Source organism: Bifidobacterium sp. LH_417 (assembly GCF_056357035.1).
This window is the reverse complement of sequence record NZ_JBKEVI010000001.1, coordinates 102,998-119,630: the sequence shown is the minus strand read 5'-3', so window position 1 is coordinate 119,630 and position 16,633 is coordinate 102,998. Positions and strand designations below refer to the sequence as shown.

The 16,633-nt window shown below is 64.5% G+C and carries 15 protein-coding genes and 1 riboswitch; of the genes, 4 read left to right on the top strand and 11 right to left on the bottom strand.

What is annotated here, in order from left to right; genetic code table 11:
* Positions 1-76: 76 nt before the first annotated feature.
* The 4 genes from pafA to dop form a co-directional block, all read right to left on the bottom strand.
* Positions 77-1,522 (bottom strand): Pup--protein ligase, encoded by a 1,446-nt coding sequence (pafA, locus tag AC1AYR_RS00435; protein WP_476511105.1) that lies wholly within the window; start codon positions 1,520-1,522, stop codon positions 77-79.
* A complete protein-coding gene (locus tag AC1AYR_RS00430; RefSeq protein ID WP_476511106.1) occupies positions 1,522-1,719 on the bottom strand; it encodes a ubiquitin-like protein Pup in 198 nt (65 codons plus the stop codon). Before AC1AYR_RS00430 ends, pafA begins: the two co-directional genes overlap by 1 nt.
* 23 nt (positions 1,720-1,742) lie before the next feature.
* Positions 1,743-2,600 carry an inositol monophosphatase family protein gene (locus AC1AYR_RS00425; protein WP_476511107.1) on the bottom strand — a complete coding sequence of 286 codons (858 nt, stop codon included), beginning with the start codon at positions 2,598-2,600 and terminating at the stop codon, positions 1,743-1,745.
* 109 nt (positions 2,601-2,709) lie between these two features.
* Positions 2,710-4,428 (bottom strand): depupylase/deamidase Dop, encoded by a 1,719-nt coding sequence (gene dop, locus AC1AYR_RS00420; protein WP_476511108.1) that lies wholly within the window; start codon positions 4,426-4,428, stop codon positions 2,710-2,712.
* A gap of 138 nt (positions 4,429-4,566) precedes the next feature.
* Here dop and AC1AYR_RS00415 point away from each other — a divergent pair, with 138 nt between their 5' ends.
* Complete coding sequence (locus AC1AYR_RS00415) at positions 4,567-5,775, top strand: AbiH family protein (RefSeq protein WP_476511109.1); 1,209 nt, start codon at positions 4,567-4,569, stop codon at positions 5,773-5,775.
* Positions 5,776-5,971: 196 nt separating this feature from the next.
* Here AC1AYR_RS00415 and arc read toward each other — a convergent pair whose 3' ends face one another.
* Together arc and AC1AYR_RS00405 are read right to left on the bottom strand one after the other, a co-directional pair.
* On the bottom strand, positions 5,972-7,534 hold the full coding sequence (gene arc, locus AC1AYR_RS00410) for a proteasome ATPase (RefSeq protein ID WP_476511110.1): 1,563 nt from the start codon (positions 7,532-7,534) through the stop codon (positions 5,972-5,974).
* A 2-nt stretch (positions 7,535-7,536) separates the two neighbouring features.
* Positions 7,537-8,313 carry a DedA family protein gene (locus AC1AYR_RS00405; protein WP_476511111.1) on the bottom strand — a complete coding sequence of 259 codons (777 nt, stop codon included), beginning with the start codon at positions 8,311-8,313 and terminating at the stop codon, positions 7,537-7,539.
* Between the two features lie 203 nt (positions 8,314-8,516).
* On the opposite strand from AC1AYR_RS00405, the gene serB reads away from it, so the two are divergent.
* Positions 8,517-9,128 carry a phosphoserine phosphatase SerB gene (gene serB / locus AC1AYR_RS00400; RefSeq protein WP_476511195.1) on the top strand — a complete coding sequence of 204 codons (612 nt, stop codon included), beginning with the start codon at positions 8,517-8,519 and terminating at the stop codon, positions 9,126-9,128.
* A 61-nt stretch (positions 9,129-9,189) separates the two neighbouring features.
* Here the strand turns inward: serB and fmt are convergent, their stop codons facing one another.
* The 5 genes from fmt to rpoZ all read right to left on the bottom strand — a co-directional run bounded on the left by fmt (position 9,190) and on the right by rpoZ (position 15,527).
* Positions 9,190-10,161, bottom strand: coding sequence for a methionyl-tRNA formyltransferase (fmt, locus tag AC1AYR_RS00395; protein WP_476511112.1), 972 nt, complete (start codon positions 10,159-10,161; stop codon positions 9,190-9,192).
* Between the two features lie 127 nt (positions 10,162-10,288).
* Positions 10,289-10,993: an HAD family hydrolase gene (locus AC1AYR_RS00390; RefSeq protein WP_476511113.1), complete on the bottom strand. Its 705-nt coding sequence runs from the start codon at positions 10,991-10,993 to the stop codon at positions 10,289-10,291.
* 96 nt (positions 10,994-11,089) lie between these two features.
* On the bottom strand, positions 11,090-13,561 hold the full coding sequence (locus AC1AYR_RS00385; protein WP_476511114.1) for a primosomal protein N' family DNA-binding protein: 2,472 nt from the start codon (positions 13,559-13,561) through the stop codon (positions 11,090-11,092).
* Positions 13,562-13,640: 79 nt separating this feature from the next.
* Positions 13,641-14,867, bottom strand: coding sequence for a methionine adenosyltransferase (metK, locus tag AC1AYR_RS00380; protein WP_476511115.1), 1,227 nt, complete (start codon positions 14,865-14,867; stop codon positions 13,641-13,643).
* A riboswitch (SAM riboswitch) is annotated at positions 14,863-14,947 on the bottom strand. It overlaps the preceding gene by 5 nt.
* A gap of 244 nt (positions 14,948-15,191) precedes the next feature.
* Positions 15,192-15,527, bottom strand: coding sequence for a DNA-directed RNA polymerase subunit omega (gene rpoZ / locus AC1AYR_RS00375; protein WP_476511116.1), 336 nt, complete (start codon positions 15,525-15,527; stop codon positions 15,192-15,194).
* A 550-nt stretch (positions 15,528-16,077) separates the two neighbouring features.
* On the opposite strand from rpoZ, the gene AC1AYR_RS00370 reads away from it, so the two are divergent.
* Complete coding sequence (locus tag AC1AYR_RS00370; protein WP_476511117.1) at positions 16,078-16,203, top strand: hypothetical protein; 126 nt, start codon at positions 16,078-16,080, stop codon at positions 16,201-16,203.
* Between the two features lie 140 nt (positions 16,204-16,343).
* Positions 16,344-16,472: a hypothetical protein gene (locus AC1AYR_RS00365; protein WP_274518547.1), complete on the top strand. Its 129-nt coding sequence runs from the start codon at positions 16,344-16,346 to the stop codon at positions 16,470-16,472.
* The last annotated feature ends 161 nt before the right edge of the window (positions 16,473-16,633 follow it).

Below are 16,633 nucleotides of genomic sequence, written 5' to 3'. Positions count from 1 at the left end.
GGTGCGGGCCCTTGCATATGCGCGGGGTGCGCGGGAGCGCGGAGATTGCGCGGAAACGCGCGCGAAGGAACGCGTCTCAGCCCAGCGCGGCCATCAGCTTGCCGTAGGCGTCGGTCGGCTCGGCGCTGAACGGGTCGAGCAGCGTGACCTCGCGGCGGGTCGGCGCGGTGACGACCAGCGTCGTCCAGTCGCAGGAGAACTGCACGCCCGTGTCGAGCGCACGACGCACGAATGCGCCGCGCAAGGCGGCACGCGTGTCCGCGGGAGGCTCGTGCTTCGCGGCGGCCACGGTCGCGCCGTCCAGCGTCTCACGCAGTCCGCCGTGCGCGACGAGCGAACCGTAGAGCCGACCGTTGGCCACGTCGTGATAGTCGAGTTCCAGCCGTTCCAGTTGCGCGAAATCCAGATCCGGGCGACGACGGCGCATCGCGGCGGCGATCCGGTGTTTCGCCGCCCAGTCGACGCGCGTCGACAACGCGGCGAAATCACGCCGTTCCAGCGCATCCAACGCCCACTGCCAGTCGGCGAGCACGGCGTCGACATCCGTTTTCGGCAGGGACGCGGCGACCACATCATGCCGGTCGCGCACGAACGCGGCGACGACGTCGAAGTAACGCCGCTGCATCGCAAGCGGATCGGACATGCCGGCATCCCGCTCCCCCGCGTCCAGCCACCGGCTGACCGAACGGTTCGCGGCGGCCGGGTCATCGAACGTGAGATCCTCGAATCCGCTGGGGATTCCGCGGCGCACCGCGTCCTCGATCACGCACAGGACGAGATGCGTGACGGCGAGCTTCATCCACGTCGCCCACTGGGAACGGTTGGAGTCGCCGATGATGACGTGCAGACGGCGGAACGATTCGGGGTCGGCGTGCGGCTCGTCACGCGTGTTCACCATCGGGCGCGAGCGTGTGGTGGCGGACGAGACCGCCTCATCAAGGAAGTCGGCGCGTTGCGTGATCTGGAAGCCGTCCGGCGTGAACCGTCCGGCACCCGTATACAGCTGCCGGGTGATGAGGAACGGCAGCAGCTGCTTCTCGATGGTCTCCAACGGCACGAACCGGCGCACGAGATAGTTCTCATGGCATCCGAACGCGTGCCCGGCGGAGTCCACGTTGTTCTTGAACACGTGGATCGTCGCGCCGGCACCGTGCGATTCACGCAGACGATGCTGCGCGTCGGTGGCGAGCGACGCCATCACGCGTTCGCCCGCGGCATCCTGCGCGAGCGCGTCGAGCGGGTCGCGCGCCTCGGCGGTCGCGTATTCCGGGTGGGAGCCGACGTCCAGATAGAGACGCGAACCGTTGTCGAGATACGTGTTCGTCGAACGGGCGCGGGAGACGACCGGCTGGAACATGGTCATCGCGACCTGTCCGGCGTCCACCGGACGGTCCGCGCCCGTGACGGATACGCCGTATTCGGTCTCGATGCCGAAGATGCGCATGAAGCCGTCGAGTTCGACGGACGGCGTCGCTCCCGCCTCATGGGCGGCGCGCGTGCCGCTGTCGCGCAGCTGCGGCATCACTCGCCGCCCTTCTGCACGAAGCTGTTCACATACTCCTCGGCGTTGGTCTCCAACGTGGATTCGATGTCGTCAAGCACCGCGTCGAGCGCGTCGAACTCGACGTCGGACTGCTGCGCGGCGGTCGTCGTCTCCTGCTGGTCCTCGGTCTGCCCGACCTGCTGCGACTGGTTCGCCCGTGCGAATTCCTGAGGCATGATGATTCCTTCCGTTCCCTTGCTCACTCGCCGTCGCGCTGGATGAGATACGGCTTGAGCTCGCGGTCGATCAGACCGTTCGTGCAGACGACGTCGTTGTTCCGACGCCAGTGGATGCCGTTGCCGTTCCAGCGGCGCAGCGTGCCCTGCGCCTCCCACACGACCACGGCGGCCGCGGAGATCGCGGGAATGTCCCATTCGTGCAGCATCGGCTCGAAGTACGCGTCGTACGTGCCGTCGGCCACCTTGCACAAGTCGAGCGAGGCGGGGCCGACGCGCTTGATGTCGGCGGGACGTCCTTCGGCCAGCGCGGCGACGGTCTTGAGCGCACGGTCCGCCTCTCCCGGCAGATAGGACATGCCGAAGCTCACGACCGCGCCGTCGAGCGAGGAGGTCATGGACGGCATGACCTTCTCGCGCTTCTCGCCGACGGGCGTGTTGCGGATGCGCACCGCGCCCGAACCCTTCGCCGCGAGATACGTCTCGCCGAGCGCCGGCGCGTGGACGACGCCGAGGATCGGCTGCGCGGAACCCTCCTCGTTGAACTCGAACAGCGATACGGTGATCGCCCATTCGCTCATGTTGCGGATGAAGTTGATGGCGCCGTCGATCTTGCCGACGCACCAGTAGCGCTGTCCGGGGCGGGATTTCGACGGACGCGTCTGCCAGAAGCCGTCGAAGTGCTCCATGTCCGCGAGACGGCCGGACATGTAGCGCAGCAGACGGCCGTCGACTTCCACATTGGCCTGTTCGCCGGGGTTCTCCCGGGAGACGAGCATGTCGTGCGGTGCCATCTGATCCTGCAGGGCGTGTTTGCCGGCGGCCTGTGCGATGGTGGCGACCTTCATCGCGAGGTCGCGCAGATTCTCCTGTTGTGCCATGGTTCACCATCTTATCGGTGTTTTGTGGCGGTGTCGTGCGACCTGCGATGCCGCCGCATCTGAACGGTGCCGACCGCCGCTCGCCGCCGTTCCAGTGCCGCCGCGTCGGCTACCGGCGCAATGCGAGCCGTTCGAGCAGCGACGCGGCGTCGCCCGCCTCGGCGAGCGCGGTCTCGACGTTCTCCTTCCGGTATGCGAGCGGATCGGACATGTCGAGGCTGACGAGGTCGCCGGGGCGCACGCTCGTCGCCTCGGCCGGCGACGCGTTGCCGTAGATCTCGGGCATCGGCATCGCGGCCGTCGCGCCGCCGTCGCTTCCGGTGGCACCCGGCTTGCGCACGGTCAGATGCGACCAGCTGGCGGCGACCACGTCGGCGGGGAACGTGCGCACGAGCGCGGCGCGCAGCCAGGCGCGTGTCGTCTCGGGCGGGTTCGCCGCGGCGTGTGCGAGCGCGTCGTCATCGACGAGACGCTCGGCGCTTCCCGCGGCGGCAAGCTTCGCGAACACGGATGTCGTCGGGTCGAGCGCCGCCCAGGAGAGGTCGACGGCGGCGAGGCGCGAATCGGCCCATGAGGCGACGTCCCCATCGCCGGCACCGGTTTTGGCGGCGATCTTGCGGCGCAGCTTCTCGAGCAGCTGCCATTTGAGCAGCCATTCGACGCGTGAGCCTTCCGCCTTCATCGTGAGACGCCGGTCGTCATCGGCATGGCGGATGGCGGCGGTGTCGGCGAGCGCCTGCCCCCACATGGCCATGATGTTGCGGGTCTCGCGGTCCTCCCACGCGGGTTCTCCGGCCGTGTCGGTGCCGAGCGTGGCGGCGGCGACCTCGTAGACGGCGCGGCGCAGGGCCACCTGCATGAGCCAGGCGGTGGTCGTGCCGCCGGTTTCGAGCGGGAGAGCCGCGGCGAGCGTCAGGTCGTGGGAGACGGTGTGCATCGCCTCGACCGGGTCGGCGAGTTGGAGGGAGCCGAGCAGCGTGTCGAGGTCGTAGTCGGTCTCGCGCGCGTGTTCGAGCGTCCACAGGAGCATCGAGGTGACGCCGAGTTTGAGCGCCTGCGGCACGTCCATGCGGTTCGCGTCGCCGACGATCACGTGGAGGCGACGGTAGTCGTCGGTGGCGTGGGATTCGTCGCGCGTGTTGATGATGGGGCGGTCGAACGTGGTCTGCAGGCCGATCTTCGCGTGGATGTAGTCGGCGCGCTGGCTCAGCTGGTAGCCGGCCCGTTCGCTCGTCTCGCCGATGCCGACCCGTCCGGAGCCGGCCCAGATCTGGCGGGAGACGAAGTGCGCGGTCATCAGGGAGGCCACGTCCGTGAACGGCACGTCGCGGCGCATCATGTAGTTCTCGTGTGTGCCCCAGCTGGCGCCTTTGCCGTCCACGTTGTTGCGGTGGAGCACGACCGGATGCCCGGACGCCTTGAGTTCGGGGGTTTCAGCGCTGGCTGCCTGCGCGGCGGCGAGCATGAGCCGGTCGCCGGCGTGGTCGTAGGCGAGTGCTTGGAACGGGTCGGTGGTTTCGGGAGCCGAGTATTCGGGGTGCGCGTGGTCCACGTAGATGCGGCCGCCGTTGGGGGCGATCACGTTGGTGATGTTGAGCTGGGGCGCGTCGGTGAGCATGTCGGGGCGGGCGGCGGCGCGGTCGAGCCTGGTGCCGCGCGCGTCGTTGACGGGATCCTCCTGCCGGTAGTCCCAGCGGATGTGCCGTGTGGCGTCGTCGGCGGCCGCGCCTACCACGTCGAAGCTCAGTTTGACCGGCTGGTAGTAGGCGACGCCCGGCTGCGAGACTGCGTATTCGGTCTCCGTGCCCATCACTCGTTTCACGCTCATAAGACAATATGTTAGATGATGGTAAGTTTTTCGCAATAGTATAGTTATACCCACCACGGATTATCAATATCCCTAAGGAGTGCAATGCGGCAATTAATCATACTTGGGAATGGATTCGATTTAGCATGCAATCTACATATGACAAAAGAACAGAAAAAATATACAACCGCATATAGCTCTTATTTTGATTATCTAATCTCAACGATTATTACAGATGCCAGCATAACATCAAAGCCTTTCACAAGCCTATGCAACGTCAAGAATAAATCTAAAATTCCAAGTGCATGGACATATATTTTCGCATGGTATGCGCAATATGATGATAGATATGGCAAACCCGGCAGCTGGAAAGATGTGGAATCATTAATTGCAGATTTTCTTACATACGATGATTTTTTATCAAATAGGAGTCGATACGGCATCCGCAAGCCATCAATTAATGCCTATTATTCTTCCGATGAAGACTTAGAGCATTACGGAGCGGGAGCATATTCCAACTCTGAAATGGATGAAGAGATTATTGAATCGATTTCGAAATTATATTCAATATTAGATGAATATTTTTCAAATATCTTACCGGGATTCAGCAGAGGATATTCCTATGAAACAGGAGATTACTACACTGAAGTCGACCCTTTCACTGTCAATTATCCCCTAGACAGCGATCTACACCAAATCTTTCTCGATGAGCTTAAGAAGCAGGAAAAAAACTTCAGAGAATATCTAGAAGAATTAACATCAAACGACGAGACATATAACGAAAGAGCCGAGCGCCTATATACACTAATACGAAAGACAGACCCCCTGAACATAAGTCAAAACGGAACAGATGAAGATATGATACTGTCGTTCAACTACACGGAACCTCTTAGCAAAGAGGGCATCAAATATTGCAATATCCATGGTACCCTCAAAGAAGGAAATGGATTTTTCGGTATATCCGAATCTGATAACATTCAAGAAAAGAGCTCATACCTATTCCTCAAGTCTGTACGATATATAACACAAAATACAGCTCCAGACATTAGTAGATATAGGTTTTTTGAAAATATCAATTCGAAACCTTTTGACGCAATCAAAATATTCGGTTCCTCATTTGGAACTTCCGATTATCCTTATTTCGACAACATTTTTTCTAAATCCCACATCGAAAATTGCAATACATTCATTGGTTTCTACTTCCAAGAAAGTGAAATGGGAACGAAAGGGATACACCGAAATTTGGTTAAAAATTCTAGAGATATAATAAATCGTTATTCCGTAGAACACTTTGGAGACAAAAAAGGAACACTATTCCAGACGCTGCAATCTCAAGGCAAAGTAGGAGTTTACAAGCTGCCCAAATAATCTCTTCACATGAATATGTGTTTTAACTCCCGTACGATTTCGATGTCTCCTGCCGATTCCGTCGTCTGGCGCCTGAGGTACAACCCGTCGGACTCGACGGATGGAACCGGCTGGGGAAACAATCGCTCATGGGAATGGGTGAAAACAATCAATCACGACCACCACACCGAATCACTCTGTAACCGAAAAACTTGGTTCAGTGCGCGACACCGCGGATGGCGGTGACGGTTCCGGCGTCGAAGCCGTTGACGCGGCTCCACTGCACGGGGTCGGAGTCGAGCAGCGTGTCGCGGGTCTGCACGAACTCATCCTCGACGGCGCGCGCGAGCAGGTCGACGCCGATCGCCACGTCGCCGCCGCGTTCGATCGACGCTTTCACGGCGAGCGTCTTCGCCCGGTCGACGATGTTCTTGAGGCTCGCGCCGCTCGTCACGTCGGCGAGGAACAGCGCGTTCCACGTGCCGTGCTCGTCACGCACGTCGGCGAGGTGTCGGCGGGCGGAACGCGTGTAGATGTCGCGCACGAGCACGCGGGCGAGCGCGTCAGCGTCGAGGCCGTGCTCGATCGGCAGGTCGTCGGTCAGATAGTGGCGCACGATGGCGACGGCGGCCTCGCCGTCCGGCCGGTCGATGCGGATCTTCACGTCGAGACGGCCCGGGCGCAGCACGGCCGGGTCGATCATGTCGACGCGGTTGGAGGCGCCGATCACCATCACGTTGCCGAGCGATTCGACGCCGTCGAGTTCGGCGAGGAACTGCGGCACGATCGTGGTCTCCACGTCGGAGGAGACGCCGGATCCGCGCGTGCGCAGCAGCGAGTCCATCTCGTCGATGAACACGATGACCGGCCGGCCGTCGGCGGCGCGTTCGCGGGCGCGCTGGAAGATGAGACGGACGAGGCGTTCGGATTCACCGACGAACTTGTTGAGCAGTTCCGGGCCTTTGACGGAGAGGAACACGCCCGACGCGCCCGCGCCCGCACCGTCCGTACCGTCCACGCTGTCGGCGAGCGCGTGGGCGACGGCCTTGGCGATGAGCGTCTTGCCGTTGCCGGGAGGACCGTACAGGAGCACGCCCTTGGGCGCGGCGAGATCGTAGCGGGCGTACAGGTCGCGATGTTGGAACGGCAGTTGGACGGCGTCGCGGATGCGTTCGATCTGACGGTCGAGGCCGCCGATGTCGTCGAAGGTGACGTCGGGCGCCTCCTCGAGCACGAGATCGGCGTCGTCCTTGCGCGGCAGCGCGGCGACGGCGATGCGGCCGGACGCCTCGACGACGACGCGGTCGCCCTTGTCGAGCGTGGTGGAGGCGAGCGCACTGGCGCGGCGGACGACGGTGGGATTGCCGCCGGCGTCGGCGACGACGAGACGGCCGTCGTCAAGGGATTCGGCGATGGTGCGGATCTGCCCGAGCGTGTCGTGATCGCGCTGTTCGACGAGCACCATCTTCTCGTTGAGGACGACGGTGGCGCCCGAGGCGAGGCGGGACGCGTTGAGGTTCGCGGCGACGGGCACGACCATGCGCCGCGTGCCGACGATGATTTCGGCGGATGCGTGCTGCACGCCCATGTCGTCGATGCGCGAGGAGTCGACCTTCACCATCGTGGCGAAGGTGAGCGGCGGCTGGGCGAGCTGCGCCAATTGCGAGCGCGCCTTGGTGAGTTCCTTGCCGGCGCGGTTCAGCGCTTCGGCGAGCGCATGGTTCCTCGCCATGAGCCGGTCGTTCTCCGCCGCCAGTTCGCGCATGCTCTCCTCGCCCATGATCACCTTTCGTCCGGCCGTCCGTTCCTGTTTCCCCTCACTGTACAGATTTTCCGCACGGCCCACACCGCGATGACCACGATGAAGGCGACGATGACCACGTCCTCGAACACGTTGAGGACTCCGAGAATCGAGCACCATCCGGCGCCGAGGAAGTAGCCTGCGGAGACGAGCACCGTGTTCCACACCGCGGAACCGAGCAGCGTCCATCCGGTGAACTGGAGGAAGTTCATGCGGTTGAATCCGGCGGGAATGGAAATGAGCGAACGCACGACGGGGATGACGCGGCCGATGAGCACCGACCAGGTGCCGTAGCGGGTGAACCAGTCGTTCGCCTTGTTCACGTCCCTGCGGCTCACGCCGGGAATCGCGTCGGCGGCCTTATGGATGCGGTTGAGTCCCACCCATCGGGAGATGCCGTAGAGCGCCCATGCGCCGATGAGAGAACCGACGGTCGCCCAGATAATCGCCTCGATGAGGTTCAGGGTGCCGCGTGAGGCGGTGAAGCCCGCGAGCGGCAGGATCACTTCGGAGGGGATCGGCGGGAAGATCGATTCGAGGGCGATGGCGAGAGCCACGCCAAGTCCGCCGACCGTCTCCATGAGGGAGACGAGCCAGTCGGTGATGATCTGGATGAGGCCGCCGTCGCCGGTCGGGCAGACGGGGGCGGTGATTGGGGCCGCGGCGGATGCGTATGCCGCGGCGGATGCGGCGGATGCGTGGGTGGCGTGAATGACCGCGGCGGTGTTCGTGGCGTCATGAATGGCGTCGAAAATCATACGAGGGATTGTCCCAAGGTTTTTCGACAATCGGAGGCATGACGCTTGAAACCACGCAATTCCTTGACGAGCACGCCCCCGAACATGGTCACGGGTCCGACCACGAACACGGCAGTGAGACAAGCCGTGACGGCGTCCCGCCCGTCGGCGAAGGATCCGGCTTCCCGGAGCCGCCGACGCTCGCCGAACCGGGATTGCTGGTCATGGACGTCGATTCGACGCTCATCGACGAGGAGGTCATCGACGAGTTGGGCGTGGCGGCCGGCTGCGGCGAGCGCATCGCCGAAGTGACCGAGCGGGCGATGCGCGGCGAACTGGAGTTCTGCGACGCGTTGCGCGCCCGCGTGGCCCTGTTGGAGGGGCTGCCGGTCTCCGTGTTCGACACGGTGCACGACAGGCTGCATTTCACCCGCGGCGCACTGGAGCTCATCGACACGCTGCACGAGCACGGCTGGAAGGTGGGCGTCGTCTCCGGCGGGTTCCACGAGGTGGTGGACCGTCTTGCCGAGGAGGCGGGCATCGACCATTGGCTGGCGAACCGTCTCGACGTGGAGGACGGGCGTCTCACCGGCAAGGTGGTGGGCGACATCGTGTGCAAGACGGTGAAGCTGCACGCGTTGCGCGAGTGGGCGAAACGCGACGGCATTCCCATGAGGCAAACCGTGGCCGTGGGCGACGGCGCGAACGATATTCCGATGATCCAGGCCGCCGGTCTCGGCATCGCGTTCTGCGCGAAGCCGAAGACCCAGCTCGCCGCACCCGAGTCCATCAACGAACGCGACCTGACCCGAGTCCTCGACTTCCTACGCCGTTAGCCCGCCCTCTTACCTCCCTCTGGGGATGGGGAGAGCCGTTGGCATGCGGCTCTCCCCGAGCTCACGCGCAGTGGGCGCCATCGGCAAGACGAGCGCCGCGCGCCCAGTCGGCGGCACGCATGGCTTTCTTGCCCTGCGCCTTGACTTCGACGAGTTCGAGCGGCGTGGTGCCGGTGCCGACCCACACGTTCCGCTTGCCTGCCCTGAGTTCACCCGGTTCCAGCGAGGACGGCGTGTTCGGGTTCGTGACATCGGCAGGCTGGGCGCGCAGAACGTGCAGCGTGATTGGCTGCCCATCATCCGCGCCGCCGCCCGCATGCAGCTCGCACCATGCGCCGGGATGCGGCGTGCAGGCGCGGATCTGGCGATCGATCTCCTCAAGCGGCTTCGTGAAGTCGATGCGCGCGTCCTCGACGGTGATCTTGTGCGCATACGTGAAACCGTCCGCCGGCTGCGGGGTGAACACGGCGGTGTCCTCCCCCACACGAGCCAACGCGTCCACGTACATGGGCGCACCTTCGACGGCGAGTCGGTCAAGCAGTTCACCGGAGGTCTCACGCCCGGTGAGCTCCACGCTCATCGTCGCGATGATGGGACCGTCGTCAAGGCCCTCGCCCACCTTGAACACGTCGGCGCCGGTGATCGCATCGCCGGCCCAGATGGCGCGTTGCACGGGGGCCGCGCCGCGCCATGCGGGCAGGTTGGAGAAGTGCAGGTTGTACCAGCCGAGCGGCACGGCGGCCAGCACGTCGGCGGGCAGGATGTTGCCGTAGGCGATGACGGCGGCGATGTCCACGTCGAGGGACTTCAGCGTGTCGAGAAAGCCGGGGTCACGCGGCTTCGCGTCGATGACGGGAATGCCGAGTTCAAGCGCGGCCGCCTTGACCGGGCTGGGCTTGAGCTTGCGGCCGCGGCCGGTGGGCGCGTCGGGGCGGGTGAGCACGGCCGCGACCTCGAAACGCGGATCGGCGGCGAACGCCTTGAGGGACGGCACGGCCACGTCGGGCGTGCCGGCGAACAGAAGCTTGAGCATGGAGTGGTGGAATTCCTTTCGATGGGTTGGATATGGAACGCGTGAGGGCCATCCCCTCTCAGTCGGCTACGCCGACAGCTCCCTCTTACGGGAGAGCCGGGAAATATCATCGCGGAGCGGGGACACACTACCGAAGGCCGGGGATGTTCACGCCGTTGGCGATGAGGAGCTCGCGCAGCTTGACCGGGTCCCTGAAGCGCACGCCGCGGATGCCGGCCGCGTTCGCGCCGACGATGTTCATCGCCTTGTCGTCGACGAACACGGCGCCGTCGGCGGTGATGCCGAACTCGGCGAGCGCACGGTCGTAGATCTCCTTGTGCGGCTTGCGCAGTTTCACGTAGCCGGAGACGATCTTGCCGTCGAGCCGTTGCAGGATCGGCGTGGCCTTCTCGGCGATCGGGAACAGTTCCTTCTCCCAGTTGGACAGGCCCCACACGCCGATGCCGGCGGCTTTGAGGTCGTTGATGAGCACGCGTGCGCCGGGTACGACGCCGGTGAGTGAATCCTCGAAGTTGTCGAGATAGTAGCGCAGGATGTCGGCCCACTTGTCGCCGTGGGTCTCGCGCATCCACGCGACGCCCTCCTCGGGGGTGGCGCCGCCGTCCATGCGGTCGTTGGCGTCGTAGAAGCCGGACACGTCGTTGTCGAGGAACCGCTCGATGGTCTCGGCGCTGTAGCGCGGGATGAGCACGGCCGCCGGATCCCAGTAGATGAGCACGTTGCCGAAGTCGAAGATGACGTCGGTGATCGGCTTGCCCGCGTTCGCCGCGGCCTCGCCGTCGGCCACCAGCACGTCGTAGTTCATTTCCGGTTCTCCCGGCCAACCCTTCATCGCGTCTCCTTACGTTCGTGTCCGTATGTCTCCGCCGGCGGGATGCGCCCGTCGTCGTCATCATGTTCCCATGCGTGCGGGACGGTGGGCCGCACGCTATATCAGGTCCTTTCTGTCGAGTTGGAAGCGCAGCTCGCCGGGCTCGCGAGCGGCCACGTGGCGGGCGACTGCGGCGCGCAGGCGCGTGGCGAGCTCCTCGCGTCGCGCATGCGGCACGCGGATGACGGCGCGCACGCGGTCGGCGGTCACCTCGAGTTCGCGCGCATCCACGGTGCGTGGTTGCGGAATCGGCACCGGCCCGAGTACGCCGGGCAGCTCCGGTGGCGACAACGGCGCGCCATCCACCGTCTCAGGCCCTCCCTGCGCGATGCCCGCGTCATGCGGCAACGGACAGACGGCCATATCACCGCCGAACGCAGCGCCGACGGCCCGCAGCGCGTAGTCGACGGCGTCACGTCGCCCCCACACGCAGGCGACGGAGACGACCGGCGGCATGCCGGTCTCGTAGCGTTCCGCAAGTTCGCGTGCGGCGAGCAGCGGGGAATCCCATAGCATCAGCGATTGCGCGATGGCCGGATCGGTCTCCCCCAGCAGCAGCGCCTGACCGCCCTGTTCGCGTGGGGCGCATAGGGAGACGGCGCGCATCCACGTGGCGAGCGTGTCCACGCGCGCGTCCAGCCCCGGCGAATACAGGCTGGTCCACGCGTCGAGAATCGCGACGGCGGCATACGGGGCGTAGCGTGGTCCGACGCTCCCCCGCCCCCGTTCGCCCGTATCGTTTCCCGCATTATCCGTCACGCCGTCCCGTGCCGTACCGTTCCATGGTGCGCGCACGCGCGGCTCAGCGCCGGGAGTCGCGATGACGATCATCGGAGCGTAGTCGATCTCGCCGATGACGCCGCGCGGCTGGCTGGGAGACGACAGCAGGATGGGCACGTTCCGGAACAGGCCGCGTAGTTCGTCGGCAGTGCCGGCCGCACCGACGCGCACGACGCGCAGCCGGTCGCCGTGGCAATGCGGGCACGTCCAGTTCGAGGCGGCCGCCCCGCACCAGCGGCAGCGCGGCACCGGATTCCCGTTGACGCGCTGCAACGGCCCGGTGCAGCGACGGCACCGCGCCTGCCGCAGGCATTTCGGATTCGCGCAACTCAACGTCTCCGAAACGCCGTCCGAGGGAATAGAGAACAGGACGGGGCCGGAGCGCAGCGCCTCGCGAATGTTGCCGACAGCGACATGCGGCACGCGCGCGCCGATGGACGGATCAGCAAGACGCGCGAGCTCCTCCCGGTTGAGCCAGCGCACCCACGGCATGGCGTCCTTAAGCACGCTGGGCAGCGGACGGACTGCCGTGGCCGGCCCACTCACCGCGGTCGTGACGGCACGCCGCGGCACACCGGGCAATCCCACGGTCTCCATCTGGCTCAACGGGCTGCGCGCGTTGGCGAGCGCGACGAACACGCCGCCATGCGCCTGCGCGCGCAGCCGCAGCACGCCGCGCGCGTGCGCATACGGCATCATGCCGTCGGCCTGCTGGTAGGCCGCGTCATCCATGATCGCGAACAATCCCGGCCCGTCGACGGGCGCGTACATGGCGGCGCGCGGGCCGACCACGCATCGGACCTGCCCAGTGGCGACGGCGAGGTAGGCGCGGTAGCGGTCGACGGGCGGCATGTCGGCGCTGAGGACGGCGACGTCGCCGGTCCAGCCGCCGGTTCCGGAACGTCCGGGGCCGAACGACGCGAATCCGAGATCACGCAGCGCGTCGAGCACGTCGCGCGTCTCCTTCATGCCGGGCAGGACGACGACGGCCGCATGCCCGGCGATCAACGATTCGGCCGCCATCCACGCAAGGGCGCGTGCGGCGGCACCGATGCCGGGCAGCGGGTCGACGACGAACGAGCGAAAGGCGCGCGCGTGCAGCGCGTCACGCAGATCGCGCACACCGGCATCGTATTGTGCGGCGAGACGGTCGTAACAAGCGTCGACGCGCGTGGAGACCGAGTCGGATACATGCGTACCACCGCCCGCCGCGGCGATACGTCCTGCAAATCCTCCGACGAATCCCCCAGCCGCCGGTGATGCGTCGTCCGTCGGTTCCCCGCCACGCGCGAACCCGGCGACGAGACGCTGTTCCTGTTCGACTTTGGCGACGCGGGGAGGAACGGCGAGACGCAGGATGTTGGCGCGCGTACCGCCGTATGTGTCGGCGATGAGCGTGATGTCGCGGCGCATCGAGGCCGGGACGAGGATGTCGCCGCCGAGCACGCGCTCGAGGTAGCGCAGTGCGGAACGCGGCGTATCCGAGACCGCGACACGCTCCCAGATGACGCCGTTGACGCGGCGGCCGCCGAACCGGACGCGCACGAGCGCGCCGGGACGGGCGTTTTCGGAGTCTTTCTCGTCGATGAGATAGTCGAAGGAGCGGCCCAGATGGGTGGCCTGGATGTCGAGCACGACGCGCGCGATGGGGTCGTGCGCGGCAGGCGTGCGGGCCGCGGGCGCACGACGGCGCCGCTTGCGGGGGGCGAGCCCGTCGAGCGCCAGCTGTTCCGCTTCCATTCCAGTCATGGCCACCATGGTAGCGGCACGATAAAGGACCGGTAGATATGTACCGGTCCTTTATCATTCAGGCGTGTCGTAACACGTGTCAGGCGAGTTCGGCGATCGCGGCCTTGAGCTCGTCGACCTTGTCGGTGCGCTCCCACGGGAATTCGACGTCGACGCGGCCGAAGTGGCCGTAGGCGGCGGTCTTCGCATAGATCGGGCGCTTGAGGTCGAGCTCGTCGATGATCGCGGCGGGACGCAGGTCGAACACCTTGCGCACGGCGGCGGCGATCTGGGCGCGCGTCACGCCTTCCTCGGTGCCGTAGGTCTCGACGTTCACGGAGACCGGGTCGGCCACGCCGATCGCGTAGGCGACCTGGACCTCGACGCGGTGCGCGAAGCCGGCGGCGACGATGTTCTTCGCCACCCAGCGGGTCGCATAGGCCGCGGAACGGTCCACCTTGGACGGGTCCTTGCCGCTGAACGCGCCGCCACCGTGGTGGGCGGCGCCGCCGTACGTGTCGACGATGATCTTGCGTCCGGTCAGTCCGGCGTCCGCGGCGGGGCCGCCGAGCACGAACGAGCCGGTCGGGTTGACGAGTTCGCGGTAGTCGTCGTGCTTCACGTCGGAGCCGAGCACCTCGTCGAGAATCGGGTCGATGATGTGCTCCTTGAGCTGGCCACGCAGCCATTCCTGCGTGGCCTCGGGATCGTGCTGGGTGGAGATGAGCACGGTGTCGACGCGCAGCGGACGGTCATCCTCGTCGTATTCGATGGTGACCTGCGTCTTGCCGTCCGGGCGCAGATGCGGCACTTCGCCGCTCTTGCGCACTTCGGCCAGACGGTAGGAGAGACGATGCGCCAGGTGGATGGGCAGCGGCATGAGCACATCGGTCTCGTCGGTGGCGTAGCCGAACATCACACCCTGGTCGCCGGCGCCCTGGGCCTCATAGCGTTCCTCACGGCTGGCGGCGGACTCCTTCTCGCCGGTCAGACGGGCGACGCCCTGGTTGATTTCAGCGCTCTGCTCGGCGATGGCGACGATCACGCCGCACGAGTCGGCGTCGAGGCCGACCTCGGAGGACGTGTAGCCGATGCGGCGCAGCGTCTCGCGCACCTTGGACTGGACGTCCACGTAGCCTTCGGACGTCACCTCGCCGAACACGAGGAACACGCCGGTGGCGGCGGAGGTTTCGACGGCGACGTGCGATTGCGGGTCCTGACGGAGCAGTTCGTCGAGAATCTCGTCGGAGATCTGGTCGCACACCTTGTCCGGGTGGCCTTCGGTGACGGATTCGGCGGAGATGAGCTTGCGCTCTGGGTTGGTCATATCATCCCTCTTTCGGACTTATCGCCCCGCTCGTCTTCCGGTGGATTTCCGTCCGGCCGACGGCGAAGCACAATGATACGGTTGTCGTTCTTTTCTTATGGACCGCACGGATCGGCGCATGACGCGCCATGACGCAGCTTCACAGCTACGAAAAAGGCCCGTGCCTGGCCGACGCATGCCGTTCGCATGCATCGCAGCCGGCGCGAGCCTCAGGTCGTTCGCTCCTGCCGTCCATTTCTACACGACACGCCGCCGTGCGGCAAGCGTGTGTCGGATGGTTTCCGCAGGTATCCGCGTCTCCCGTGGACGAGCAGGAATCGGCGATCAGTTGCCTTCGGTCAGATCGTCCTCGCCGAGGGTCTCCTCGAGCAGCCCCTCGTCGATCTCGCGGAAGGCGATGGACAGCGGCTTCTCGTTGTTCTGGTACTCGACGAGCGGGCCGACGTTCTGCAGCAGACCCTCGTTGAGCTGGGTGAAGTAGGAGTTGATCTGACGGGCGCGCTTGGCGGCGAAGATCGCCAGCGCGTACTTGGAGTCCGCGTGCTCCATGAGATCGTCGATCGTCGGGCTGGCCAGACCGTCGGGGGTGGGGCTGGTGCCGAACTCCTCGTTGCCCTTGACCTCGGTGGTCTCGGTCGCGGTCTCGGTTTCTTCTGCCATGTTCTTATGCTCCAAACCGTTGGAAAATCTATCTCAACCGCAATGAGTATAGCCGAGTGCGGGGACTCCCCTACCGCCCCACGGTATAGAGGCCCGTTTCGCCGCACTGCAATCGCCATGATCACCGTGCACGACCGCCGTGGTTACGGGGCACGTGGACGACCTTCGCACACGCAGTCAAGGCCGTCACGACTGAAATCGACGTCAATCAGCATCGAATCAGTCCCACGACACGCCGATGGACACGGATATTTCCGAAACCCCGCATCGGCCGTTGGCGACGTCACGGCACCGACGATGGCCTGGAATCGACGTTTCGTCAAATCCCAATGATTGCAACGGATTTGGAAGCCTTGTCATTGACAACGTTTGCATCAAACCGGTTCGATATAGACGCCACAACGGTTTTCACTCCCTGCTCCGACACGCCGGAGAATTCGATCCGCCCTTGCGCAGGTCACGATGGCGCGCTATTCTGAAACCGGTTTCAAACGAAGCCGAGAAAACAAGCAAAGCCACCAAGGGGCTTTGACCAACGAAAGGAATTATCATGTCGTTCAAGGATTCCATGATTCGCGGTCTCGCCATGTACGGTGCCAACGCGATGGCCCAGCACTCCATGGGCAACACCAAGGTCCTCTCCGACCTCGTCGAGTCCAACAAGCTCGCTCGCTGAACACAGCGCCCATAGCGCTGACAATTAAAGACTTCGCGATGCCTACCGGCGATACGGAAAACATGCCGGGCGTCGCACACCACAACATGCAAACGTGGTCATCGGCTGAATGCCATGACCGAACCTGAAAGGAAACAATTATGTCGTTCAAGGATTCCATGATTCGCGGTCTCGCCATGTACGGTGCCAGCACGATGGCCCAGCACACCATGGGCAACACCAAGGTCCTCTCCGACATCGTCAACGACGCGCAGAAGATCGCCCGCTGAATGATCTGACTTGCCCTGCCTTCTTTGGGCAGGAAACTGTGTGAGAGAGAAGAGAAAACGGGGTTCCGGAATCATCCGGAACCCCGTTTTCGCATATTCGGAACGCGCATGAAGCGGCATCCGGCCGCTGATCGGTCTACGTCTCCATCTGCATCATCGTC